The organism is Pseudoalteromonas sp. meg-B1 (assembly GCF_003173795.1).
In the GTDB taxonomy this organism is placed as follows: domain Bacteria; phylum Pseudomonadota; class Gammaproteobacteria; order Enterobacterales; family Alteromonadaceae; genus Pseudoalteromonas; species Pseudoalteromonas undina.
The window spans coordinates 811,719-832,968 of record NZ_QGQU01000001.1 but is presented as its reverse complement, the minus strand read 5'-3'; the positions used below and the strand labels follow the sequence as shown (position 1 = coordinate 832,968).

26 protein-coding genes are annotated in these 21,250 nt (G+C 38.9%); 12 read left to right on the top strand and 14 right to left on the bottom strand.

Features of this window, described 5'->3' with window-relative positions; genetic code table 11:
• Positions 1–44: 44 nt before the first annotated feature.
• The 7 genes from DK924_RS03875 to DK924_RS03845 form a co-directional block, all read right to left on the bottom strand.
• Positions 45–383: a 2OG-Fe(II) oxygenase gene (locus DK924_RS03875; protein WP_109874381.1), complete on the bottom strand. Its 339-nt coding sequence runs from the start codon at positions 381–383 to the stop codon at positions 45–47.
• Between the two features lie 82 nt (positions 384–465).
• On the bottom strand, positions 466–756 hold the full coding sequence (locus tag DK924_RS03870) for a hypothetical protein (protein WP_109874380.1): 291 nt from the start codon (positions 754–756) through the stop codon (positions 466–468).
• Positions 757–792: 36 nt separating this feature from the next.
• A complete protein-coding gene (locus DK924_RS03865) occupies positions 793–1,095 on the bottom strand; it encodes a hypothetical protein (protein ID WP_109874379.1) in 303 nt (100 codons plus the stop codon).
• Between the two features lie 22 nt (positions 1,096–1,117).
• Entirely contained in the window at positions 1,118–1,570 is a 453-nt protein-coding gene (locus DK924_RS03860) for an ATPase (protein WP_109874378.1), read from the bottom strand.
• A 17-nt stretch (positions 1,571–1,587) separates the two neighbouring features.
• Positions 1,588–1,872, bottom strand: coding sequence for a hypothetical protein (locus DK924_RS18820; protein WP_258306407.1), 285 nt, complete (start codon positions 1,870–1,872; stop codon positions 1,588–1,590).
• Between the two features lie 339 nt (positions 1,873–2,211).
• A complete protein-coding gene (locus DK924_RS03850) occupies positions 2,212–3,063 on the bottom strand; it encodes an alpha/beta hydrolase (RefSeq protein WP_109874376.1) in 852 nt (283 codons plus the stop codon).
• A 25-nt stretch (positions 3,064–3,088) separates the two neighbouring features.
• Positions 3,089–4,099 (bottom strand): RDD family protein, encoded by a 1,011-nt coding sequence (locus tag DK924_RS03845; protein ID WP_109874375.1) that lies wholly within the window; start codon positions 4,097–4,099, stop codon positions 3,089–3,091.
• 233 nt (positions 4,100–4,332) lie between these two features.
• Here DK924_RS03845 and DK924_RS03840 point away from each other — a divergent pair, with 233 nt between their 5' ends.
• Positions 4,333–4,908 (top strand): hypothetical protein, encoded by a 576-nt coding sequence (locus tag DK924_RS03840; RefSeq protein WP_109874374.1) that lies wholly within the window; start codon positions 4,333–4,335, stop codon positions 4,906–4,908.
• A gap of 17 nt (positions 4,909–4,925) precedes the next feature.
• Complete coding sequence (locus DK924_RS03835; RefSeq protein WP_054202463.1) at positions 4,926–5,474, top strand: hypothetical protein; 549 nt, start codon at positions 4,926–4,928, stop codon at positions 5,472–5,474.
• A gap of 67 nt (positions 5,475–5,541) precedes the next feature.
• Here the strand turns inward: DK924_RS03835 and DK924_RS03830 are convergent, their stop codons facing one another.
• Positions 5,542–5,994, bottom strand: a complete 453-nt coding sequence (locus DK924_RS03830; RefSeq protein WP_054202462.1) for a hypothetical protein — start codon at positions 5,992–5,994, stop codon at positions 5,542–5,544.
• Positions 5,995–6,011: 17 nt separating this feature from the next.
• Positions 6,012–6,587: a hypothetical protein gene (locus tag DK924_RS03825; RefSeq protein ID WP_054202461.1), complete on the bottom strand. Its 576-nt coding sequence runs from the start codon at positions 6,585–6,587 to the stop codon at positions 6,012–6,014.
• Positions 6,588–6,734: 147 nt separating this feature from the next.
• Between DK924_RS03825 and DK924_RS03820 the strand changes: the two genes are divergently transcribed.
• Positions 6,735–7,259, top strand: a complete 525-nt coding sequence (locus DK924_RS03820; RefSeq protein WP_109874373.1) for a CIA30 family protein — start codon at positions 6,735–6,737, stop codon at positions 7,257–7,259.
• Positions 7,260–7,281: 22 nt separating this feature from the next.
• Here DK924_RS03820 and DK924_RS18915 read toward each other — a convergent pair whose 3' ends face one another.
• The 5 genes from DK924_RS18915 to DK924_RS03795 all read right to left on the bottom strand — a co-directional run bounded on the left by DK924_RS18915 (position 7,282) and on the right by DK924_RS03795 (position 11,631).
• Entirely contained in the window at positions 7,282–7,458 is a 177-nt protein-coding gene (locus tag DK924_RS18915) for a hypothetical protein (protein WP_226916283.1), read from the bottom strand.
• Between the two features lie 338 nt (positions 7,459–7,796).
• A complete protein-coding gene (locus DK924_RS03810) occupies positions 7,797–8,054 on the bottom strand; it encodes a hypothetical protein (protein ID WP_258306406.1) in 258 nt (85 codons plus the stop codon).
• A 139-nt stretch (positions 8,055–8,193) separates the two neighbouring features.
• Positions 8,194–8,670 carry an FKBP-type peptidyl-prolyl cis-trans isomerase gene (locus DK924_RS03805; protein WP_010388321.1) on the bottom strand — a complete coding sequence of 159 codons (477 nt, stop codon included), beginning with the start codon at positions 8,668–8,670 and terminating at the stop codon, positions 8,194–8,196.
• The gene (locus DK924_RS03800; RefSeq protein WP_109874372.1) at positions 8,667–11,096 is read right to left on the bottom strand and encodes a Lon protease family protein; all 2,430 of its coding nucleotides are present in this window, start codon (positions 11,094–11,096) and stop codon (positions 8,667–8,669) included. Before DK924_RS03800 ends, DK924_RS03805 begins: the two co-directional genes overlap by 4 nt.
• 76 nt (positions 11,097–11,172) lie before the next feature.
• Entirely contained in the window at positions 11,173–11,631 is a 459-nt protein-coding gene (locus DK924_RS03795) for a hypothetical protein (RefSeq protein ID WP_109874371.1), read from the bottom strand.
• 185 nt (positions 11,632–11,816) lie between these two features.
• Here DK924_RS03795 and leuS point away from each other — a divergent pair, with 185 nt between their 5' ends.
• From leuS to DK924_RS03750, 9 genes are all read left to right on the top strand, one after another.
• Positions 11,817–14,405, top strand: a complete 2,589-nt coding sequence (gene leuS / locus DK924_RS03790) for a leucine--tRNA ligase (RefSeq protein WP_109874370.1) — start codon at positions 11,817–11,819, stop codon at positions 14,403–14,405.
• A gap of 1 nt (position 14,406) precedes the next feature.
• A complete protein-coding gene (gene lptE / locus DK924_RS03785) occupies positions 14,407–14,898 on the top strand; it encodes an LPS assembly lipoprotein LptE (RefSeq protein WP_010388311.1) in 492 nt (163 codons plus the stop codon).
• Positions 14,898–15,938, top strand: coding sequence for a DNA polymerase III subunit delta (gene holA / locus DK924_RS03780; RefSeq protein WP_109874369.1), 1,041 nt, complete (start codon positions 14,898–14,900; stop codon positions 15,936–15,938). The genes lptE and holA overlap by 1 nt, the downstream gene beginning before the upstream one ends.
• Positions 15,939–15,950: 12 nt before the next feature.
• On the top strand, positions 15,951–16,580 hold the full coding sequence (gene nadD / locus DK924_RS03775) for a nicotinate-nucleotide adenylyltransferase (protein WP_109874368.1): 630 nt from the start codon (positions 15,951–15,953) through the stop codon (positions 16,578–16,580).
• 62 nt (positions 16,581–16,642) lie between these two features.
• Positions 16,643–16,960, top strand: a complete 318-nt coding sequence (gene rsfS / locus DK924_RS03770) for a ribosome silencing factor (protein ID WP_010388304.1) — start codon at positions 16,643–16,645, stop codon at positions 16,958–16,960.
• Positions 16,961–16,997: 37 nt separating this feature from the next.
• Entirely contained in the window at positions 16,998–17,468 is a 471-nt protein-coding gene (gene rlmH / locus DK924_RS03765) for a 23S rRNA (pseudouridine(1915)-N(3))-methyltransferase RlmH (RefSeq protein WP_109874367.1), read from the top strand.
• 9 nt (positions 17,469–17,477) lie between these two features.
• Positions 17,478–19,358, top strand: coding sequence for a penicillin-binding protein 2 (gene mrdA / locus DK924_RS03760; RefSeq protein WP_010388286.1), 1,881 nt, complete (start codon positions 17,478–17,480; stop codon positions 19,356–19,358).
• Positions 19,355–20,461: a rod shape-determining protein RodA gene (gene rodA, locus DK924_RS03755; RefSeq protein WP_010388283.1), complete on the top strand. Its 1,107-nt coding sequence runs from the start codon at positions 19,355–19,357 to the stop codon at positions 20,459–20,461. The genes mrdA and rodA overlap by 4 nt, the downstream gene beginning before the upstream one ends.
• Positions 20,461–21,222 carry a septal ring lytic transglycosylase RlpA family protein gene (locus DK924_RS03750; RefSeq protein ID WP_010388281.1) on the top strand — a complete coding sequence of 254 codons (762 nt, stop codon included), beginning with the start codon at positions 20,461–20,463 and terminating at the stop codon, positions 21,220–21,222. The genes rodA and DK924_RS03750 overlap by 1 nt, the downstream gene beginning before the upstream one ends.
• Positions 21,223–21,250: the final 28 nt, after the last annotated feature.

Sequence of the window (21,250 nt, the reverse complement as noted above, 5' to 3'; positions counted from 1 at the left end):
TGTTGGGTTTAGCTTTGCAAAGCCCAACCTACAAAAATTTAATTTTAAATCCATCCTATGCTTAAAATATAACGACTGCCCTTTTCTATTTTTGATACTTGGTGCTGTTCTATATCAGGCCTGAACAGCTTAACTCGGTTGTAATTTATAATTGGGTTGTCACAAATAAACTCACCGCCCTTGACGGCATGTTTTAATATAATATTGAGCCTAAAGTGCCGACCAGTTTTAACGTTATCGGTATGCGGTTTTATTTCACTCCCTTGTGGAAATTTAATCAAATAGACATCAAACTTAAAAGGAGCAAAAATACGACAGAGCAGCATCTTGTCGTAACCTGATCTTTGTCGCCCACGCTCCCAACTAAATAACTTATTTGGCATAAATTTCCATTTTATTGTTAACACGCATTAAATATACGAAATAACTAATTTTTAATTTTATAGTTTAAAGTTAACTATCTAATTATTTAAAACGTCTCTGTAAATACTCTATTGCTTTAATACAATTATATTGAGCATCTTTATAAGGTAAGAGCACCTCATACGCTTGCATGCTTCCAACCGAACTATTAAGAATATCATTTAAACGGATCAGCTCTTTATTTAACGTCAGTACGATTTCATCGTATGAAAAACTTAATAGCGATTTATCAATTGCTTGTATAGTTAAATCTAATGAGGAACGACCTTCCGATATAAATGGATTGGACGTTACCTTTATACAATTTAAAATCTCTTTACTTGCATTACTCATAAGCACCTGATGTGGGTATAAAATAAAGTTTAACTTTTATAACTGTTTGTTTATCAGTTTTTTTTGATCAATTACAGCACGGATTTTATCTATAGTATCTTTACTAACCATTCTCTCAATAGGTAAAGCGCTATAGTTGCCAATATTACTAAAATAATTAATCGTTCTAGATAAAGCTTTATTCCCAAACTTTAGGTAGCTGTCTACCTCTTCACTGAGTAGCCGATACGTTGCAGTGGTTTCTGAATGCATGTAGCCGCTGAGCTGAGAGATATAGTAACTTTTATTATCTTTTAATAAATACCATAGTGAGCCGTTTTCAATAACTTTAATTAACATATCTTGTTTTACCCACCTTCCCCTAGAACCACTTAATTTTAAGCTTTGTCGAGTGAACTTTACTAGCTTGTGATCTAAATAAATTGCATTTAATGTCAACATAGCTAACTTCACTAGGTTCTAGAAAGCTGTCTGTGCTTTTGCCTACACAGTTACCAATAAACTTACCACTTTCGTCAAATGTAGAAGCAATAACGGTTCCCGTATAAATGCTCTCGTTAGTAATATTTTTTAATTCAGCTGCGATTCTTACTTGACCATTTTGTTTGTATATTTCAGAAAGAGTTAGATTATAGTCATTGTTAAATTCATCACTTGTTTCTAATGCTTTATTAGAAACCATTGTTTTAAATCCACTGTCAACATCAGCGGCGATTGTCAAGGCGAACGCACTGATGCCGCCAAGTACAGCTATTACAAATCCAATACCCCAAAAAAAGCCTTTTATGCTCTCATTAAAATTATTACTTTTCATTTAATTCCCTTTCGTTTTTACCATTGTATTTCGTTAACAAGATAGCCAAAGTAACTTTTTTCACCGACTAAATTTATTTTTTTGTTTTTAAGTGTTTGTAGCTCGTCCGTATCTATGTACCATCTAAACGAATGCTCTTCACCAGTGGATAAATCAGCAATGTTTAATGTTATACATTGCTGCTGATCATTTATAATACATGTAGTTACATCAGTTAAAAAATATTCTTCAGACCACAGTTCGCCTAAATTATTTTCAGCATAATACATAATGGGAACTACGCTAAATTTCCACAACGCCATATAGATTAAACAAGGGTACATTATTATCAAGAACCCTTTTACTAGCCTACTACCTTTAAAAAAGTGACGAGTTATTAAATAATTAAAGTTGTGATCACACCTATACTTTTTAAATAATGTATATATCACTGCCATGGTTAATATAGGTAGCACTACTAGCTCTATAAAATGTAATCGCTCATTAGCAATAAGAGCAGGATCGTTAAACTCGTACCATCCAATGAGCAATACTAAATAGCTCATTAGTACGAATATAATTAATAGATATAAAAAACTTTTATGAAACTCTTTGTGCTTTATGTTTAGCAATTAAACTCCCATTCAACTTCAATGATAAAATTATCTTTTAAGTATGCTTTTTAACCCATAATACCAACTAAGTGCAGCGACTGTGCCATGAGTTTCATCTTCAAAGTAACGTTGATTTATATTTAAATTATCGCTCGAGTGCGCTTTTAGCTTTTCAACAAATGCTAAGCCCCATTGATAATTTGTTTTACCAATCTCACCAAACGCTTCGCCGTTATTTGCAAAGGTAAAATACACATTACCGTTAAGCTGCTTGTTTACAAATTGCTTCTTATCAAAATATCGATTGAGATAGTTATTATCCCAAAGGTAAGTTGCATCAATTATTAAGTAGTCTGTAAATAGCGTATGATTGGTAAGCAATACATAGTTTGCAAACAAGCCACCAAAAGACTCGCCAATTAATACGCGTTTAGTTGATGTTCGGTAATTTTTATTAATGAGTGGAATAAGTTCTTTTTCAAAAAAGGCGCTGTAGTTTGCGGCGTTACCAATATTTTCAAACCTTTCTAGGAGTTTACCGTTAAATGTCCAATCGACATTGGTTGGGGTAAAGTCACGTTCTCTTATCGTATTTTTACTATTTGGAATGGCTACTATAATTGCCTGTTGTATTTGCTGCTCTAGCCGTTCTGTACTAAGTGCCTCTACTAGCCCGGCGACAGCTTTTAGCTGTGTTTGGTCACCATCGAGCAAATAAATAACTGGATATTCTTTATCAGGGTTTTCATTATAGTTTGGCGGTAAATAAACGCTGAAGCTGCGTTGTTCATCTAAAATAACAGACTTAAGCTGATGCGCTTTTGCTAATATAATATCTTCTGACGCATACGAAACCGTAATAAAATACAGATTAACAAATACAATTAATAAAGCTTTCATAACCATCCTTGTAATAAGAGCAAAGTTAACTTTTAACAGTCTCTTCTATAGTTTGCACATTGACAACTTGGTTAACACTCCCTTGAATAACCACAGTGGCTGATATTTTATCTTGAATGGCTTGCCTGTTTGGATCCCAGTAAACTTGTAAAAAACCTAATAAACCAGTGGCAAAACCGGCACCGTAACCGCCGTATCGGCCAAAACAATCAAGTAAACCCAGTGATTCACCACTTAATGCAACCACTCGAGTATTACAAAGCTTTTTACCAGGGGTTTGACCGCGCCATAATAAAGAAAACAGTGTGAAGTACACAGCCGCCCAGCCAAAACCCAAACCTAAATCTTGAATAATACCTTTGCCCCACTGCAAAATACTGTGTGTGGTTGTTTGTGCGGGTTTATCTTCTGTTAACTGCGCAAGCTTTAATCCGTTATTTTCACCTAGCACTAATAATTGTAAAAATGCTTTAGCAAGTTGTGGGTTTTGTAGGTCGTCCATTTCGGCTAATTTGGGTACTTGCCCTATCAAGTTATCAAGTGCATTTTGTTGACAAGATTGCTCACAGCTTTCGTCGGCTGTTTGCACTAAGTAAGCATTTACCTGCTTTTTTTCTGTGGAAGTAAGCTGAATGTCATCCTGTATTTTTAAGCCTTGAACAGTTAAGCCTTGATCAGGGTCAGCGCCTTCTAAGTAATCTATGCCAATTGAAAGCACAGCAAGAGCACTTACAAATAAAATACTTGCTGCTACTATTTTTAATATTCTTCGCCACACATTCGACATTTTAGGAAGGTATTGCTGCGCCGTTCCTTTGTAAAACGCCATAGCAGCAACGAATGCAATAATTGTCGCACTGATCTTTGCAGCTAAGAATATTAATGCTACATCGATAATCATAGCTAATGCTCGCCGAGTCGGCGAAGCCAAAGGCAAGCCAAGTAAAGCATTATCAACCTTAAAGGCATACGGCGTGATCACTTCTCGGGTTTCGGCTTTAGATAACGCTAATTGTTCTAATTCTTGTGCTTTCATTATTATACTTGTTATTAAAATAGGTAACGCGGTTAAATTACGCGCTTTTTAATTTTTGCTCAAGCGAACTCATCTCTATTTAAAATAAAAACACCTCAAAACCAAAAATTATTAGATACAAAAGTTACAACCATTTACAAATATAAAGTTAACATTATTTACAATGCAACTACAAAACATATATTATCGATGAAACTACTTTTTCTTTAAAAATTAAATATATGGAGTATATTTTGAAGTTATTAACTAACATGTTTTTCTTGTTTTCGGTACTTGTTTTAAGTGGCTGTGCCCACCAGATAAGTTTAAATCCAGACACTGAAAAACTTCAGCTTTCAGAAAATAAATCAATATCTGTTGTAGGTTATTATATTTCTGAAGATGATATTAAAAAACAAGTAAAAACACCTGGCGGTGGTGGCGATAATGTTAGTTACAAACCTTATAAAGACACAGAAGCTGCATTATATACTGTACTTTCTAATAAATTTGAAAACGTTTATAGGCTTGAATCATTAACTGATAATACATTTTTACAAGACAATAAAATTGAATATGTATTTATACCTACAATAACAACTGAATCTAGTTCAGATAGTTTATTTACATGGCCACCTACAGAGTTTACTTTCACGTTAAACTGTAAAACTTTAAATAACAATGGCGATATAGCATGGAATACTGAAGTTAAAGGTTTTGGCAAAGCTGAATTTGATGAGTTTAAAAACGACTTTTCTTTATCAGCAAAGCGTGCAACAGAAGAAGCACTTAACAAACTAGTTGTAGAGTTAGAGCAGTCAAAACTATGAGTAAGGAAAGAATTAAAATGAAGTATAGAAGTTCAATAGGATTAATCGGGGTTTTATTCTTAAGTGCATGTACAATTCAAGTGCCTCCTTATAGTGCAGACATTGGTAACGTTTCAAAATTAAAGCAAGAAACGGTTTCCCCTCTATCTGTTGGCACAATTAAATCTGAAAAGAAACTAAATAAAATTTCACTTAGAGGCTCACCTCTTATTTCATCTGTAGGCAACAGTTATGGTAAATATATTGAAAATGCTTTGTTGCAAGAGCTTAAGTTAGCCAAGCTTTGGTCTGGTGTTGCTAAAAAGCAAGTAACTGGCAAAGTAATTGACCAAGATATTGATGTTACGGGTTTCTCCGAGGGAAGTTCATTTATAAAAGTAAACTTTATCGTTTCAGAAGAGAATATTATCTTATTCGAAAAAGAAATCATGGCCGAACACACTTTTGACTCTTCATTTATGGGAGCGATCGCTATCCCTAATGGTCAAAAAAGCTACGTAGAGTTAGTTCAAAAATTACTAACAAACCTATATGCAGATGAAGAGTTTATTGCCTCAATAAAATAACTCTATTACATCTATTTCAAATAAAAAAGAGTCATACTTCGTATGGCTCTTTTTATTTAAACTTACCCTAAAACCACTTAATTTTAAGCTTTGTCGAGTGAACTTTACTTGCTTGTGATCTAAATAAATTGCACTTAATGTCAACATAGCTAACTTCGCTAGGTTCTAAGAAGCTGTCTGTGCTTTTGCCTACACAATTACCAACAAACTTGCCACTTTTGTCAAATGTTGAAGCAATAACGGTTCCCGTATAAATGCTCTCGTTAGTAATATTTTTTAATTCAGCCGCGATTCTTACTTGACCATTTTCTTTATATATTGCAGAAAGAGTTAGATTATAGTCATTGTTAAATTCATCACTTGTTTCTAATGCTTTATTAGAAACCATTGTTTTAAATCCACTGTCAACATCAGCGGCGATTGTAAGGGCGAACGCACTAATGCCGCCAAGCATTGCTATTACAAACCCAACTCCCCAAAAAAAGCCTTTTATACTCTCGTTAAAATTATTAGTGTCCATTTAATTCTCTTTCGTTTTTACCATTGTATTTCGTTAACAAGATAGCCAAAGTAACTTTTTTCGCCGACTAAGTTCACTTTTGTATTTTTAAGTTTTAAAAGCTTGTGCTTATCTAAATACCACCTGATGGTATGCTGTTTGTTTGTAGATATATCTGCAAAGAGTAAACGAACGCAATTCGGCTCATAATCGCTATAACAAGCTTCAGACTCAACTAAGATATATTCTTCAGACCAATAATCGCCTAAATGATAATGCGCCCATAGTTGAATCGGCGCACAAATGACAGCCCAAAGATATGCATACAGCAAAATAGGTATCATAATGATACTTAAATATTTAAGGATAACCCCTTCTTGATCAAAGTGAGTATTAAACTCTTCTTTTGCATTTGGCGTTTTTATTAAATGAAATAGAAAGGCACACACTAAAGAAATAGTAATAAAGCCTAAAACCCAAAAACTTAAAAAGTCATAAAAACGGTTAGGGATAAAGGAGGGGTCGATTGAAGTGTACCACTCATAAAGACCAACAGGGCCGAGCATCATAACAATAAATGCTATGATAACGAGAATCACAGGCTTTTTTGTCATATAAATTTATATCCTTATGCTCTATGACATCTTTAATTTAGCTGATATTTTAATTAAGGATTGCCTTATCCCAGTATTAAAATAATTATGTGAACAATTATTACATCAAAACGTATTATTGTTAATAATGGTTTTAAGGAATTACTCATGAACATCAAACAACTCTCATCACTTTTTGTTTTTAATTTACTGTTTGTCACCACCGAGGCAAACGCCAATGCTCGCTGGGATGTGGTTAATGATTCGGTGATGGGTGGTATTTCTAATAGTCAGGTTTTACAAAATGACGGCAATTTAGTGTTTACAGGCAACGTATCGCTTGCAAACAATGGAGGATTTGCTTCAATAAGAACACCGTTGGATGTAAAAAACCAAAATATTACAAAAATAGTGCTGCGTGTTAAGGGCGATGGTCAAACCTACCAATTACGTTTAAGAACTAATGAGTACATGGATGGGGCGGCTTATACACATTCGTTCAGTACCACGAAAAGTGAGTGGCTTAATATTGAGTTTTTACCTGAAGATTTTCAGCTTACTTTTCGCGGCCGTTTACTTGAACAACAGCCTACAATTAGCTTCAAAGAGATAAAGCAGCTTGGCTTTATGATTGCTGGTAAGCAGGCGGGGGAATTTAGGTTTGAGGTAGAAAAAATTGAGTTTAAAAACTAACTTCTCTGCGTACATTACAAGGTTAAACAGTGAAGTCGTCGCCTCGCCTTTTCATTTCGTTGATTACTAGCTCAATAATTTGTTGTTTTATTGCTGCCTGCTGAGACTTTACCTCACTAAGTTGCAGCTCCAATCTATTTATCTCTTCTTGTTGTTGCTCGGTTTTATACTTTTTAGCTCCCATATGCTCAGCATCCATAGTCAACTGATAGACCTCTTCAGCTGGCCCATATTGGCTATTATCAATGGTTAAACTCCGTTGTACCGTACTCTGCTTAAGCTTATTTACTTGTTCTTGTAATGCAACTACTTGCTGGGTGAATATCTATACCCAAGCCACCTCAAGATACAGAATTCAGCGCTTCACAGGGGCTTAATATCAAGGCGTTATTTTGCAAGAATGGCCGTCCCTTTTAAGAAGTAACAACGATGAGAGTAAGTGCCTGTGAAACGCCCAAGGGGTTGGTTTAAAAGCGATTTACACTGCGTTATTGATTTTAACAATAGAACCACTATTATTTGCAATCAATGCCTTGCCTAAATCACTTTTAATTCCAACTGAAACTCGCATCTTGAGGTGGTTTGGGTATAAGCCTTTTCTAGATTTTGATATTGCTCAGCAAATGTTGCGTTATCTTCGCTGTATTTTTGAACCTTCGCATCTAAACACTCTGATAAAACATAGTCAGGTTGTTCTTGTGATTCATCATCTTTAGGTTGCGGCTCTGTTTCTACTAAAGCCTGATTGTTATAATTAGATGCTTGATATTGAATTGAGGCGGTTGAAATCTTCATTATTTTATCCCTAAAATAAACTTGTCACTATTTTAGGTATCGACTGATATTTTAAATTCTTGAGTAGGATTGGCTAATGAGAGCAAATAAAAAGCCCTACTTGATTAAGGTAAGGCTTAAAGTGTTTTTTACTTTAAAATTACGACTCAATAGCCAGTAATTCCACTTCAAAAATAAGCAATGATGCAGGAGGAATACTCCCTACTCGCTTTTCACCATAGGCGAGCTGATGCGGTATATAAAACTGAAATTTATCCCCCGGGCTCATCAGTTGCAGACCTTCTGTCCAGCCTTTTATAACTTGGTGCAAGCCAAAGCTAATCGGAGTTTTGCGCTCCACTGAGCTGTCAAATACAGTGCCGTCGATTAAAGTGCCATGATAATGCACTTTAACCATACTCGTTGGGCTAGGTGTATTTTCACTCTGTCCTTTATGGATTATTTTATATTGCAAGCCAGATGCGGTTTCATGTACGCCTTCAGTTTTTACATTGGCAATTAAATAATCACTTTCAATCTGTGCGTTTGCGATTGCTTGCTGTTTGGCTTTTTTACTGTTTTTAAAAATTAAAACGCAAAAAATAGCGATAACAATCAGTAAAATTATATTGATCATAACTCCCCTTTTTCATCTTCTGTGTCGTGGTCTTTTTCGTCGCTGTTATCGCCATTAACAATATCAGCAATGTCTTTTAATCGCGCTAATGCGATGCCATTAACCGAATCTTCTGGGTAGTGTTCATCAACCATATCACCCGCTTCGATATCCATTAATAAGTTTAGTGCTTGGTCAACGGTTTCCACAGCATAAATATTAAACTTACCTAACTCAACGGCATTGAGTATTTCGTCATCAAGCACCAAATTAACTTGGTTCGATTTAGGAATAATAACCCCTTGCTCACCCGTTAAGCCGCGCATTTTACATAGCTTAAAGAAGCCTTCTGTTTTCTCGTTTACACCACCAATGGCCTGCACATCACCATGTTGGTTAATTGAACCAGTTAGTGCTATAGACTGACTGATAGGTAAGCTCGTAATGGCCGAAATGAGCGCACAAAGTTCAGCAAGAGAGGCGCTATCACCATCTATGTAGCCATAACTTTGTTCAATAGCGATATTCGCACTGAGTGTTAAGCTAAAGTGTTGCGCGTATTTGTTACCTAAATACCCGGTAAGCAGCATTACCCCTTTTGAGTGAATTGCTTTACCCAACTCAGCTTCGCGTTCCACATCAATTACGCCGTCAGCGCCGGCATAAACGGTAGCAGTAATACGTGCAGGTGTGCCAAATGAGGTGTCACCAATGTGCAGTACAGTCAAACCATTTACTTTACCTACGGCTTGGCCTTCAGTAGCTATTAAAGTATGCCCTTCCTTTATATCGCTGAGCATGTTTTCGCTAATTTGCCCCGTACGGTACTGCTTGCCTTGTATAGCTTCGTCAATATGGCGTGCATCAATCACCGTAAGCTTGTCTTGCTTAGCGTAAAAACTAGCCTCAGCCACAAGCTCTAACACATCAGCAAAACGTGCTGATAACTTATTATGGTGCTCTGCTTGGCGATAACTAAATTTAAGTAATCGCACCATTGCGGCTTCGTTTAACGTGCACTTTAATGTTTGCTCGCAGTAATCACTGACTTTAGTAATAAACTGATACTGCAGCTTATCGCTACTTGGTAAGTAATAATCAAAATCGGCAAGTACTCTAAATAACTCAGCAAATTCCTCGTCGTATTCACCGATGGTGTAATAAAGTTCACGTGAGCCGAGTAAAATAATTTTCACATCAAGCGGTATTAACTGCGGTCGAAGCGTAAAGCTACTACCAACGACACTGTCTTGATAAGGTAAGTCATTTTTAATTTGATGGGTTTTTAGCGACAGCTTTAGCCCATCCCACACTTGGGGTTGAGCCATTACTTTTTCAGCATCCATAATTAAATAGCCGCCATTCGCGCGGTGCAATGCACCTGGCTGAATTGAGCGATAGCTGGTAATTAACGACCCTTGCGATGTGGCGTATTCAATTTTGCCAAAAATATTACCAAAAGTTGGGTTTGGCTCGTAAACAACCGGTGCTGCATCGCCTTCTTTGTATTCAACTAAAATATTAGGTGCAAAAAAGTCGGTAAGCATACCTTTACGGTCAAAGTCTTCTTTGTTTTCTTCGCTTTCACCTTCATCATCAAGCCATTCAAGCACGGCATCAATAATTTCTACACGTATATCTTTTAAATAACGCAGCACACCAATATGGCTGGCGTATTTATGTTCTAAATCTTTTAATAACGGTTTAGTGGCTTGCTCAGCGGTAGACTTTTTAAGATTGCGAAGCTTTTCTTTAGATTCACGTTTCCAGCGCGGTAACTCAATAAGCGCTTCAATGAGAGCATCTTCTAATTTTTCTATACGCTCAAAAAACATTTCGCGTAAATCATCTTCCAAATCAGAAAATTCATTATCGGTAAGTTGCTTGCCATCAATCAGCGGGGCAAAGCCGACTACGCCTTTTTCTTCAATTAGTGCCACACTTTGCTCAAGCGCGGCTATTTCTACTGCGGTAATGGCGCCGTCGTAAGCATCGTTAAACTCACGGTCTATCGATTTTTTCTTGCGCTGATAAGCTGGATTATCAAATGCAGCAGGAAAGGTGTCGAGTACTTCATCAATAAATGAGTCAATGTCATCGGCTAATTGTTTGCTTTGCCCTGCATGCATAAATAACGCAATAGGCTCACGGTGATCGTCGTAGTTATTAACATACAGCCATTCATACGGTGTTGTGCGCTCTTTAGCGTGTTGTTTTAATTTGTCTTTTACTAAGGTAAAACGCCCGTGTGCCGCCTCTCCCATTACATAAACATTATAACCGGGTAGGTCCATTCCTAAAGAGAAGTCCAATGCACTTTGCGCGCGTTGTTGGCCTATAAAGGTAAGTTGCTCAGGGTATGGATTGCTCATGCAAGTGTTTACATGGCTCGAAGAAATACTCGGTGCAAGATTTGATACGGGTAGTGGCAGCAGTTTTTTCGTCATTCTAACTTCTTTTTTTACCAGCTTAATTGCTAGATTTGGGCATATTGAGTGGCCTACAGCCACTCAATACTTATATTTAGGGTTGTAAAGCCTGGCGGCTAAAATAGATGCCATCACACTGCGTGCAAGGAATAATTTGCGTTGCATGGTAAACATCATAACTATGGTTGCAATTCTTACATACTAATGTGCCCATGGCTATCCATTCACCTGCGTGATAAACACCATTATGCTTAAAATCTTCACTTAATGACTGCCATTCAAGCTGTGTTTTGTCTTCAATGTGAGAAAGCTCAAACCACAATGACTCTTTAAGCTCCTGCCATGCAAGCGAATTATAGTAGCTATTATTTTCTTGTAGGTGAGAAATGTCACGCATTAAGTAATTACGATAAAGCTGGTATTTTTCTTCACCTAAATCTTTAAGTGCCTGCTCAGATTCAATAAATCGCTTTACTGCGGCTTTAACTTCATGCTCTTTCACATCTTTTAACCAATCGGTTAATCCACTAAGCCATGTTCTGTAATCTGCCATTTTATACTCCTTGAAAACGTCTACTGATTTACTCTATACCATAGATAAGTATAGGTTAACCTGTACTGAAAACTAATTTACTCGCAAATTTACAAAAAGCGCCGCTTTGACGCTGTGAATAGCGCTTTATTTGGGGTATCCTATCGACAATTTTTTATTAGTATGCAAGAAGTTTGGAAACGTAAATGCAAGAGCAATATAACCCACAAGACATAGAGTCAAAAGTCCAACGCTACTGGGAAGAAAACCAAGTATTTAAAGCCACAGAAGATGAGAGCAAAGAAAAATACTATTGCCTCTCAATGTTTCCCTACCCAAGTGGTCGACTGCATATGGGTCATGTGCGTAACTATACCATTGGTGACGTGGTTTCTCGCTTCCAGCGCTTGCAAGGCAAAAACGTAATGCAGCCTATGGGTTGGGATGCGTTTGGTTTACCTGCAGAAAACGCGGCTATTAAAAATAAAACAGCTCCTGCAAAGTGGACTTACGAAAATATTGACTACATGCGTAACCAACTTAAGCAATTAGGTTTTGGTTACGATTGGGATCGCGAGATTGCGACTTGCCACCCAGAATATTACAAATGGGAACAATGGTTTTTCACTAAGCTTTACGAAAAAGGCCTAGTGTACAAAAAAATGTCAACGGTTAACTGGGATCCGGTCGATCAAACTGTACTAGCTAACGAGCAAGTAATTGACGGCCGCGGTTGGCGCTCAGGTGCGGTAGTGGAACAAAAAGAAATTCCACAGTGGTTTATTAAAATTACCGACTACGCACAAGAGCTATTAGACGATTTAGACAAATTAGAAGACTGGCCTGAACAAGTTAAAACCATGCAGCGCAACTGGATTGGTCGTTCTGAAGGCTTAGACATAGAATTTACGCGTACCGATAACAACGAAAAATTTAGCGTATACACAACACGCCCAGATACATTTATGGGCGTAACATACCTAGCTGTTGCCGGTGGCCACCCTATTGCACAAGAAGCGGCTAAAAATAGCGACGCGATTGCAATGTTTGTTGAAGAATGCAAAAACACCAAAGTTGCTGAAGCAGACATGGCAACTATGGAGAAAAAAGGTATTGCAACAGGCTTTTACGCCACTCACCCATTAACGGGCGAGCAACTACCAATTTGGGTTGCTAACTTTGTATTAATGCATTACGGCTCAGGTGCAGTAATGGCAGTACCTGCGCACGACCAACGTGACTTTGAATTTGCAACAGCTTACGGCCTCGATATTAAACAAGTTATTGCGCCAGTTGAAGGCTCTGAGCTTGAAGTAAACCTAGCCCAAGAAGCATTCACCGAAAAAGGGGTATTAGTAAACTCAGGTGAATTTGATGGCCTTGATTTTGAAAACGCCTTTAACACTGTTGCCGACAAACTAGAAGCATTAGGTGTGGGAGAGCGTAAAGTAAACTTCCGTCTTCGCGATTGGGGTGTTAGCCGTCAACGTTATTGGGGTTCGCCAATTCCAATGCTGAGTGATGAAAACGGCAACGAACTTGCTGCCACTGAAGATATGCTACCGGTGCGTTTACCAGAAGATGTGGTAATGAATGGCGTTACCTCACCAATTAAAGCTGACCCAGAATGGGCTAAAACAACTGTAAATGGTGTACCTGCCACTCATGAAACTGATACTTTTGACACCTTTATGGAGTCATCATGGTATTACGCTCGCTACTGTAGCCCGCGCCATGACGAGGGTATGTTAGATCCAGCGGCAGCTAACTATTGGTTACCAGTAAACCAATACATTGGTGGTATTGAGCACGCAATTTTACACTTATTGTACTCGCGCTTTTTCCATAAATTACTACGTGACTTTGGTTTAGTAAATTCAGACGAGCCATTCGACCGCTTACTTTGTCAAGGTATGGTACTTGCCGAAACATTTTATCGTAAAGATGAAAAAGGCGGCGATGTATGGATTTCGCCAAGTGATGTAAATACCGAAACCGACGATAAAGGCCGTGTAACCAAGGCATGGCACAAAGAAGATGGTGAACCTGTGTTCTCATCTGGCATGAGCAAAATGTCTAAGTCGAAAAATAACGGCATAGACCCACAAGAAGTAATTGCTCAATACGGTGCAGATACCGTGCGTTTATTTATGATGTTTACTGCACCACCGGAGCAAACGCTTGAATGGTCAGATTCAGGGGTTGAAGGCGCACACCGTTTCTTAAAACGTGTATGGAAATACGCGGTAGATGTTAAAACGGTTGGCTTCCAAGCACTTGATAAATCGTCGCTTACTAACCCACAAAAAGTACTTCGCCGTGAGCTACATAAAGCCATTGCAAAAGTGAGCGATGATGTTGAACGTCGTCAAACATTCAACACTGCGATTGCCGCAATCATGGAGCTGTCTAATAAGTTATTAAAAGCGCCATTAAACGACACTCAAGATGTTGCCATTGCTAACGAGGCATTAGAAGCATTACTTATTATGCTAGCACCAATAACACCGCATTTATCGCATCAGTTATGGCAAGAGCTAGGTAAAGAAGGTGATATTTTAGATGCCGCATGGCCAAAAGTTGACGAATCTGCCCTAGTTGAAGATGAAAAATTAATCATCGTACAAGTAAACGGTAAATTACGTGCAAAACTAACGGTTGCAGCTGATGCAACGCAAGAGCAAGTAGAAGCACTCGCGTTTGCAGAATCTAACGTCACTAAATTTACTGATGGTGCAACAATCCGCAAAGTAATTTATGTACCAGGTAAATTGCTTAACGTGGTAGCTAACTAATATGGCTACTTTAAATGCCATTAAAAACGGACTAGCCTTAGTGCTAGTCTGTTTTTTGTTATCGAGCTGTGGCTTTCACCTTAAAAAAGCATCAAGCCTACCCAATGATTTAAAACAGCTAACCTTGGTGGGTGATGATCAAAAATCAGCGTTGTTTAGCTATTTGCAAACAGAACTGGCTATGAGCGATGTCACTTTAGTCCCTGCGAGTAAACAGTCTGCGCAACTTTATTTATTTAAAGAGCAGCTAGAGCGCCAAACCTTGTCGTTGTTTCAAAACGGACAAGTAGCTGAATATGAACTGGCATACAGTGTGAGTTATGTTGTAAAACGCCCAAAACAAGAAGCCATTGAAAAACGTTTTGAGCTTTACCGTAATTACCAAGATGATCCTGACAACGCACTAGCTAAAGCAAAAGAGCTTGAACTGCTGATCAGCGAAATTCGCCAGCAAGCGAGTCGTCGAATTGTTAGAGAGTTGTCGCAACTATAATGCGTTGTTATGCAAATCAGCTGCCTAGCGAATTAAAAAAGGGGTTAAAACCTTTTTATTTGGTTTTTGGTGAAGAGCCTTTTCAAGAAGCGCAATGTGTACAGCTCATACGCGATAGCGCAAAAGCGCAAGGTTTTGATGAAGTAATTAAATTCACTTTAGCCCAAGGCTTTGATTGGCAGGAAATCATAGCGCAATACCAAAGTATGTCGTTATTTAGTGCGCGTACAATTATTGAGCTTGACTTAAACCAGCAAAAACCTGGTACACCCGGTGCTAACACCTTTAAAAAGGTTGTTGAACTTGAAAACCCTGACACCATTTTAATTGTTAAAGGCGCCAAAGCAAGCCAAGATGTGCAACGCGGTGCGTGGTTTAAAGCACTCGATAAGCAAGGGTTATTTGTACCCTGCTATCCGCTTAGTGGTAATCACTTAAAACGTTGGCTTGATGAACAATGCCAACGCTTGTCACTTAATTTACAAAACGAGGCTAAGCTCAGTTTAATTAATGCCACTGAAGGCAATTTACTGGCTTGTTTCCAAGAGCTTGAAAAGCTGTCACTAATACATGGTGACGCTCTCATTACCCAACAACTGGTAATGCAAGGGCTACTAAACCAATCTAAATTCGATATTTTTGATTTAAGTGATGCCCTGTTAAACGGCCATACTACACAAGCAATAAAAGTATTAAATAAGCTTGCCAGTGATAACACTGAAGTAGTGAGTATTTTATGGGCCATCAATAAAGATTTAAATACCTTAATCAGTGTACAACAAGGGTTATTGCAAGGTGAGTCATTAGCGACCCTGTTTAAACAAAAAGCGATTTGGAAAAATCAGCAAGCGCCGGTACAAACAGCGATAAACAGACTAAATATTCACACCCTTGAAAGTATTAGCAGTGAACTGGCATTATTTGATGCAAGCTACAAACAAGGTGTATTAATTGCCCCCTATCAAGCATTAGCACATATTTGTATTAAATTTTGCCAGCCGCTCGATATTCCACTGCCGTGTCATACTAACCGTCAGTAAAGGAAAAATACCATGATTGCAATTTTTGGTGGCACTTTTGACCCCATTCATTTTGGGCACCTTAATATGGCGCAGCAATGCGTTGCGACCTTTAAATTACACTCACTCTATTTTATGCCCTGTGCAATACCCGCACACAAAGCGGCACCGGGGATCAGCACCGAGCATCGTATTGAAATGCTTAAAACCGCAATTAAACCATATTCGCAGTTTAAGCTTGATTTACGAGAACTAAAACGCAGCGGCCCGTCGTATTCTTTATTAAGCTTGCAAGAGCTAAGAGCAGAAAATCCCGATACCCCGATTCTATTTTTGATTGGAATGGACTCATTCAACAACCTTGATAAATGGTATCAGTGGCAAACAATAACGAGTCTATGCCATATAGTGGTGTATCAACGCCCAGGTCAAAACTGTGATGTACAAGGTGAACTTAAAAACTACAAACAGCAGGCTATGAGCAACGATATTTCACTACTGAACGAAAAAAATGGCGGACACCTTTACTTTTTAGAAGGTAAGCAACTGGATGCTGCATCCAGCACTATCCGTCAAGCTCTTAAAAAAAGTATTAAAAAGAGTGAACTATTACCCGACACCGTGAGTCACTATATTGAGCAGCACCAGCTTTATCAAGAGTGATTGGTATAAACCCCTCAGCGTGTTAAAATAACCGCTATTAAATTTTAAATTGAGACAAAACCTTGGATTCGAAACAACTACTCGCTTTTGCACTAGACAAAATTGACGATATGAAAGCACGTGATGTGATTCAACTTGACGTAACTGGCACTTCAGACGTAACCGATTACATGATTGTATGTTCAGGCACATCAAGACGTCATGTATTGTCAATTGCTGATAACTTAGCAAAAGAAGCTCGTCACGCTGGTGAAGAGCCATTAGGCTACGAAGGCCAAAGCGATGGCGAATGGGCATTAGTTGATTTAGGTGATGTGATTGTTCACGTTATGCAAGATCAAGCACGTAGCTATTACGATCTAGAAAAGCTTTGGGGCTAATAGCTCCCTATTTTAGACAACGCTTGGAAGTAACGTCGTGAAAATACAAATGATTGCTGTTGGTACAAAAATGCCAGCATGGGTAGAAACAGGTTTTGCAGAATATCAGCGCCGCTTTCCCAAAGATATGGCACTGGAACTAATCGAAATACCTGCAGGTAAACGTGGCAAAAACGCAGATATAAAGCGTATTTTGCACATTGAAGGTGAAAAAACCTTAGCCGCTATACCTAAAGGCAATCGTATTGTCACACTAGAAGTAACCGGTAAAGCACTGGATACTCACCAGCTAGCGAAAAACATGGAAAAGTGGCAACTTGATGGTCGCGATGTCAGTTTACTGATTGGCGGACCAGAAGGCTTAGCTCCCGAGTGTATTACGGCCTCTGAGCAAAAATGGTCGTTATCAAATTTAACGCTCCCACACCCTTTAGTACGCATTATTGTTGCTGAAAGCCTTTACAGAGGCTGGAGCTTAAATAACAACCACCCTTATCATCGCGAGTAGTTTCTTGCCATGCTAAAACGAAGACCCACTATTCGCGACCACTCAGCAGAAGCTAATTTATTTGCTCGGCGTGCATTTGTGGGTTTTATTTTTATCTTAGCCTTAGTAGCCATATTATTGTCTAACTTGTACACCATTCAAGTTGACGACCACCAAGATTACCAAACTCGCTCTAATGACAACCGCATAAAAGTAATCCCTATTGCACCTAATCGCGGACTTATTTATGACCGCAACGGTGTTTTACTGGCCGAAAATAAGCCCGTTTATAACCTTGAAGTGATCCCCGAAGAAGTTGATGATTTAACCGCCTCTTTGAAGTCTATCAGCAAAATCATTGAAATAACCGAGCAACAACAAGCTGACTTTCTTGATGATATAAAACATACTCGACGTTTTAAAAGCCAAGTCCTCAAAGCCCGTTTAAATGAAAACGAAGTAGCGATGTTTTCAGTAAACCAACATAAATTTCCAGGGTTTAGTATTGAAGCGCGCCTAGCGAGATATTATCCCTTTGGCGATACTTTAACCCATGCATTAGGCTATGTTGCAAAGCTCAATAGAAAAGAATTAAATAAGCTTGAACAACAAGATGAAGCCACAAACTACCGAGCCACGCATGATATTGGTAAACTGGGTATCGAAAAGTATTACGAGCCATTACTACATGGACAAGTCGGCTCACAGCGGGTTGAAGTAAACAACCGTGGCCGTATTATTCGCACCTTAAACATGGATCCACCGCAGCCGGGTGACGACTTAGTACTTACTCTCGACATTGGTTTACAACAAATAGCCCAACATGCACTTAAAGATATGCGCGGCGCTATTGTGGTAATGGATGCAAAAGATGGCGGTGTTCTAGCGCTTTATTCAAACCCAAGTTATGACCCCAATTTATTTGTGCACGGTATTAGCAGTAAAGACTACAAAGCCCTACTTAATCCAGATCGCCCACTTATAAACCGTACCACTCAAGGACGCTATGCACCAGCATCGACTATTAAGCCGCACATGGCTATTTTGGCATTAGAAGAAAACATAGTGCAAGAAACCACCACCATGTGGGATCCAGGCTTTTTTCAAATACCAAACGTAGAGCATAGATGGCGAGATTGGCGACGTTGGGGCCATGGCCATGTTGATGTTTACAAGGCAATAGAAGAGTCATGCGATACCTACTTTTATGACGCAGCCTATCGTATGGGGATCACCAAAATAAGTAACTTTATGGCTCGCTTTGGCTTTGGTGAGTTATCCGGTATTGATATTCATGAAGAAACAACCGCTATTTTACCCTCAAAAGAGTGGAAAGAAGATCGTTTTAAAGAGTCGTGGTGGCGTGGCGATACTATTTCTGTAGGAATTGGCCAAGGTTATTGGACTGCCACCCCCATTCAAATAGCGAATGCCACTAATATTTTAGTTAACAGAGGGATAAATCACCCTCCTCATTTAGTGCAAGTTGCTAAAAAAGAAGATCAAATTACTCAGCTCAATAATGAAGAAAAGCCACCTGTTGTACTCAATAATGAAGATAACTGGCGCATCGCGATTGATGCCATGCATAACACCGTTAAAAAAACCACCGGAACTGCCCATCGTGCGTTTAAAGGCGCTACCTACGATCCAGCAGGTAAAACCGGTACAGCCCAAGTAGTCAGTATTGCTCAAGGCGAGCGTTACGATGCCGATGCACTTAAAGAGCGCCAACGTGATAACGCCATTTACGTCGGTTTTGCTCCCTACAACAACCCACAAATAGTGGTCTCTATTGTGGTAGAAAATACCGGTGGCGGAAGCTCAGTAGGTGCGCCGATTGCCCGTCAATTAATGGATTATTATTTTGCAGCTAACCCAATTCAATCCTCAGGGAGTAAAGTACCATGACGGCTTTACATAATAAGCGTTCTATTTGGCTACGCCTGCATATCGACTTGCCACTTTTAATTGCTTTATTACTGATGATGGCTGGCAGCATCACTATCGTTTATAGTGCCTCTGGCCAAGACTCGGCTATGATGATCCGCCATGTAACCCGCATGGCAGGTGCAATTATTGGAATGTTTGTTTTAGCGCAAATCCCCCCCGCTACGTTAAAACGCTTAGTCATTCCCATGTATTGCCTAGGGTTACTCATGCTAGTTGGAGTACTACTATTTGGTGTAAGCTCTAAAGGCGCTCAACGCTGGTTAGATTTAGGTATTACCCGCTTTCAACCCTCAGAGCTGATGAAATTAGCGGTTCCTATGATGGTGGCTTGGTACATTGGTCGTAACCACTTACCACCGCGTCCACTTCATTTAATTATTGGCTTTGCCATTGTAATGTTGCCCACCTTACTTATTAAGGAACAGCCCGATTTAGGCACCTCAATTTTGATTGCCAGTTCGGGGGTGTTTGTATTGTTTTTATCTGGCTTGAGTTGGCGTTTAATTGGCTTTTTAAGCTCAGTTGTTGCTTTGGCAGCGTGGCCATTTTGGCACTATGGTATGCACGATTATCAAAAGCAAAGAGTACTGACCTTTTTAGATCCTGAGAGCGATCCGCTTGGTTCTGGCTATCATATTATTCAATCAAAAATTGCTATTGGCTCAGGCGGTATCGAAGGCAAAGGCTGGTTGCAAGGCACACAATCACAACTGGAATTTTTACCTGAACGACATACCGATTTTATTTTTTCTGTACTGAGTGAAGAGTTTGGTTTATTTGGTGTGTGTATTTTACTTAGCCTGTACTTATTCATCATTGGCCGTGGATTATTTATTGCAGTTAATGCACAAGAAGCTTTTGGCAAGTTACTCGCAGGCTCTCTGACACTTACATTTTTCGTTTATATTTTTGTAAACATTGGTATGGTCTCGGGTTTATTACCTGTTGTAGGTGTTCCCTTACCATTAATTAGTTATGGCGGCACCTCAATGGTGACCTTGATGGCTGCATTTGGCATTATTATGTCGATTGCCACAGATAAAAGGATGCTCTTAAAATAATGCGCCTTTATAAACAACTTATAATTATTACACTCGTTAGCCTCTTTTTAAGTGCATGTAGCAGTTCAAATAGCCGTTACAGCATGCGCCATGATGCAGCGCCTCTGCGAGCACCAACTGAATTAGAAATGCAAGATGCTATTGTCACTAAAGTTATAAAAAGCGCGAGCACCACACGCCCTTACGAAGTGTTGGGCAAACGTTATACCCCTATGCTCGATGAAACAGGTTATTCAGAAACGGGCATTGCCTCATGGTATGGCCGAAAATTTCATGGTTATCACACCTCTAACGGCGAAATTTACGATATGTTCGCTATGACGGCAGCTCACAAAACCTTGCCCTTACCGAGTTTTGTGCGCGTAACAAATACAGCCAATGGCCAATCTGTTATAGTACGGGTTAACGATCGCGGGCCTTTTCATGACGATAGAATCATTGATCTTTCCTATGCTGCAGCCTATAAACTTGGCTACCATAAATACGGTACAGCACAGGTTAAGCTTGAAGCGATTACCCTTGCAGATACCCATGCACGAAAAACCTATGTTCAAGTAGCTGCAGGTAGTACGTTAGCCAACATAGAAGCATTGGCACACACACTACGAGAGCAATATAAATTACCAACAAATATCGTCGAAAAAGACGGTATTTATAGATTGCACTTAGGGCCGATAAAAGATGCCCAACACGCGCAACGAGTACTAGAAACATTAAAACAAAATCAATTTCAAAACGCGTTCTTGCTTTACACTCAGTAAGCCCTTTAGAATAGGGAGAATGCATATT

Excerpts from the sequence above, each read along its gene's own strand:
- DK924_RS03800 (WP_109874372.1), bottom strand. The coding sequence starts at position 11,096 with ATGACGAAAAAACTGCTGCCACTACCCGTATCAAATCTTGCACCGAGT.
- DK924_RS03845 (WP_109874375.1), bottom strand. The coding sequence starts at position 4,099 with ATGAAAGCACAAGAATTAGAACAATTAGCGTTATCTAAAGCCGAAACC.
- DK924_RS03835 (WP_054202463.1), top strand. The coding sequence starts at position 4,926 with ATGAAGTATAGAAGTTCAATAGGATTAATCGGGGTTTTATTCTTAAGT.
- DK924_RS03825 (WP_054202461.1), bottom strand. The coding sequence starts at position 6,587 with ATGACAAAAAAGCCTGTGATTCTCGTTATCATAGCATTTATTGTTATG.
- DK924_RS03820 (WP_109874373.1), top strand. The coding sequence starts at position 6,735 with ATGAACATCAAACAACTCTCATCACTTTTTGTTTTTAATTTACTGTTT.
- nadD (WP_109874368.1), top strand. The coding sequence starts at position 15,951 with ATGATTGCAATTTTTGGTGGCACTTTTGACCCCATTCATTTTGGGCAC.
- DK924_RS18915 (WP_226916283.1), bottom strand. The coding sequence starts at position 7,458 with ATGGATGCTGAGCATATGGGAGCTAAAAAGTATAAAACCGAGCAACAA.
- mrdA (WP_010388286.1), top strand. The coding sequence starts at position 17,478 with ATGCTAAAACGAAGACCCACTATTCGCGACCACTCAGCAGAAGCTAAT.
- DK924_RS03870 (WP_109874380.1), bottom strand. The coding sequence starts at position 756 with ATGAGTAATGCAAGTAAAGAGATTTTAAATTGTATAAAGGTAACGTCC.
- DK924_RS03850 (WP_109874376.1), bottom strand. The coding sequence starts at position 3,063 with ATGAAAGCTTTATTAATTGTATTTGTTAATCTGTATTTTATTACGGTT.
- DK924_RS03805 (WP_010388321.1), bottom strand. The coding sequence starts at position 8,670 with ATGATCAATATAATTTTACTGATTGTTATCGCTATTTTTTGCGTTTTA.
- DK924_RS03865 (WP_109874379.1), bottom strand. The coding sequence starts at position 1,095 with ATGTTAATTAAAGTTATTGAAAACGGCTCACTATGGTATTTATTAAAA.
- DK924_RS03795 (WP_109874371.1), bottom strand. The coding sequence starts at position 11,631 with ATGGCAGATTACAGAACATGGCTTAGTGGATTAACCGATTGGTTAAAA.
- DK924_RS03860 (WP_109874378.1), bottom strand. The coding sequence starts at position 1,570 with ATGAAAAGTAATAATTTTAATGAGAGCATAAAAGGCTTTTTTTGGGGT.
- rodA (WP_010388283.1), top strand. The coding sequence starts at position 19,355 with ATGACGGCTTTACATAATAAGCGTTCTATTTGGCTACGCCTGCATATC.
- DK924_RS03875 (WP_109874381.1), bottom strand. The coding sequence starts at position 383 with ATGCCAAATAAGTTATTTAGTTGGGAGCGTGGGCGACAAAGATCAGGT.
- DK924_RS03750 (WP_010388281.1), top strand. The coding sequence starts at position 20,461 with ATGCGCCTTTATAAACAACTTATAATTATTACACTCGTTAGCCTCTTT.
- holA (WP_109874369.1), top strand. The coding sequence starts at position 14,898 with ATGCGTTGTTATGCAAATCAGCTGCCTAGCGAATTAAAAAAGGGGTTA.
- lptE (WP_010388311.1), top strand. The coding sequence starts at position 14,407 with ATGGCTACTTTAAATGCCATTAAAAACGGACTAGCCTTAGTGCTAGTC.
- DK924_RS18820 (WP_258306407.1), bottom strand. The coding sequence starts at position 1,872 with ATGGCGTTGTGGAAATTTAGCGTAGTTCCCATTATGTATTATGCTGAA.
- leuS (WP_109874370.1), top strand. The coding sequence starts at position 11,817 with ATGCAAGAGCAATATAACCCACAAGACATAGAGTCAAAAGTCCAACGC.
- DK924_RS03810 (WP_258306406.1), bottom strand. The coding sequence starts at position 8,054 with ATGAAGATTTCAACCGCCTCAATTCAATATCAAGCATCTAATTATAAC.
- DK924_RS03830 (WP_054202462.1), bottom strand. The coding sequence starts at position 5,994 with ATGGACACTAATAATTTTAACGAGAGTATAAAAGGCTTTTTTTGGGGA.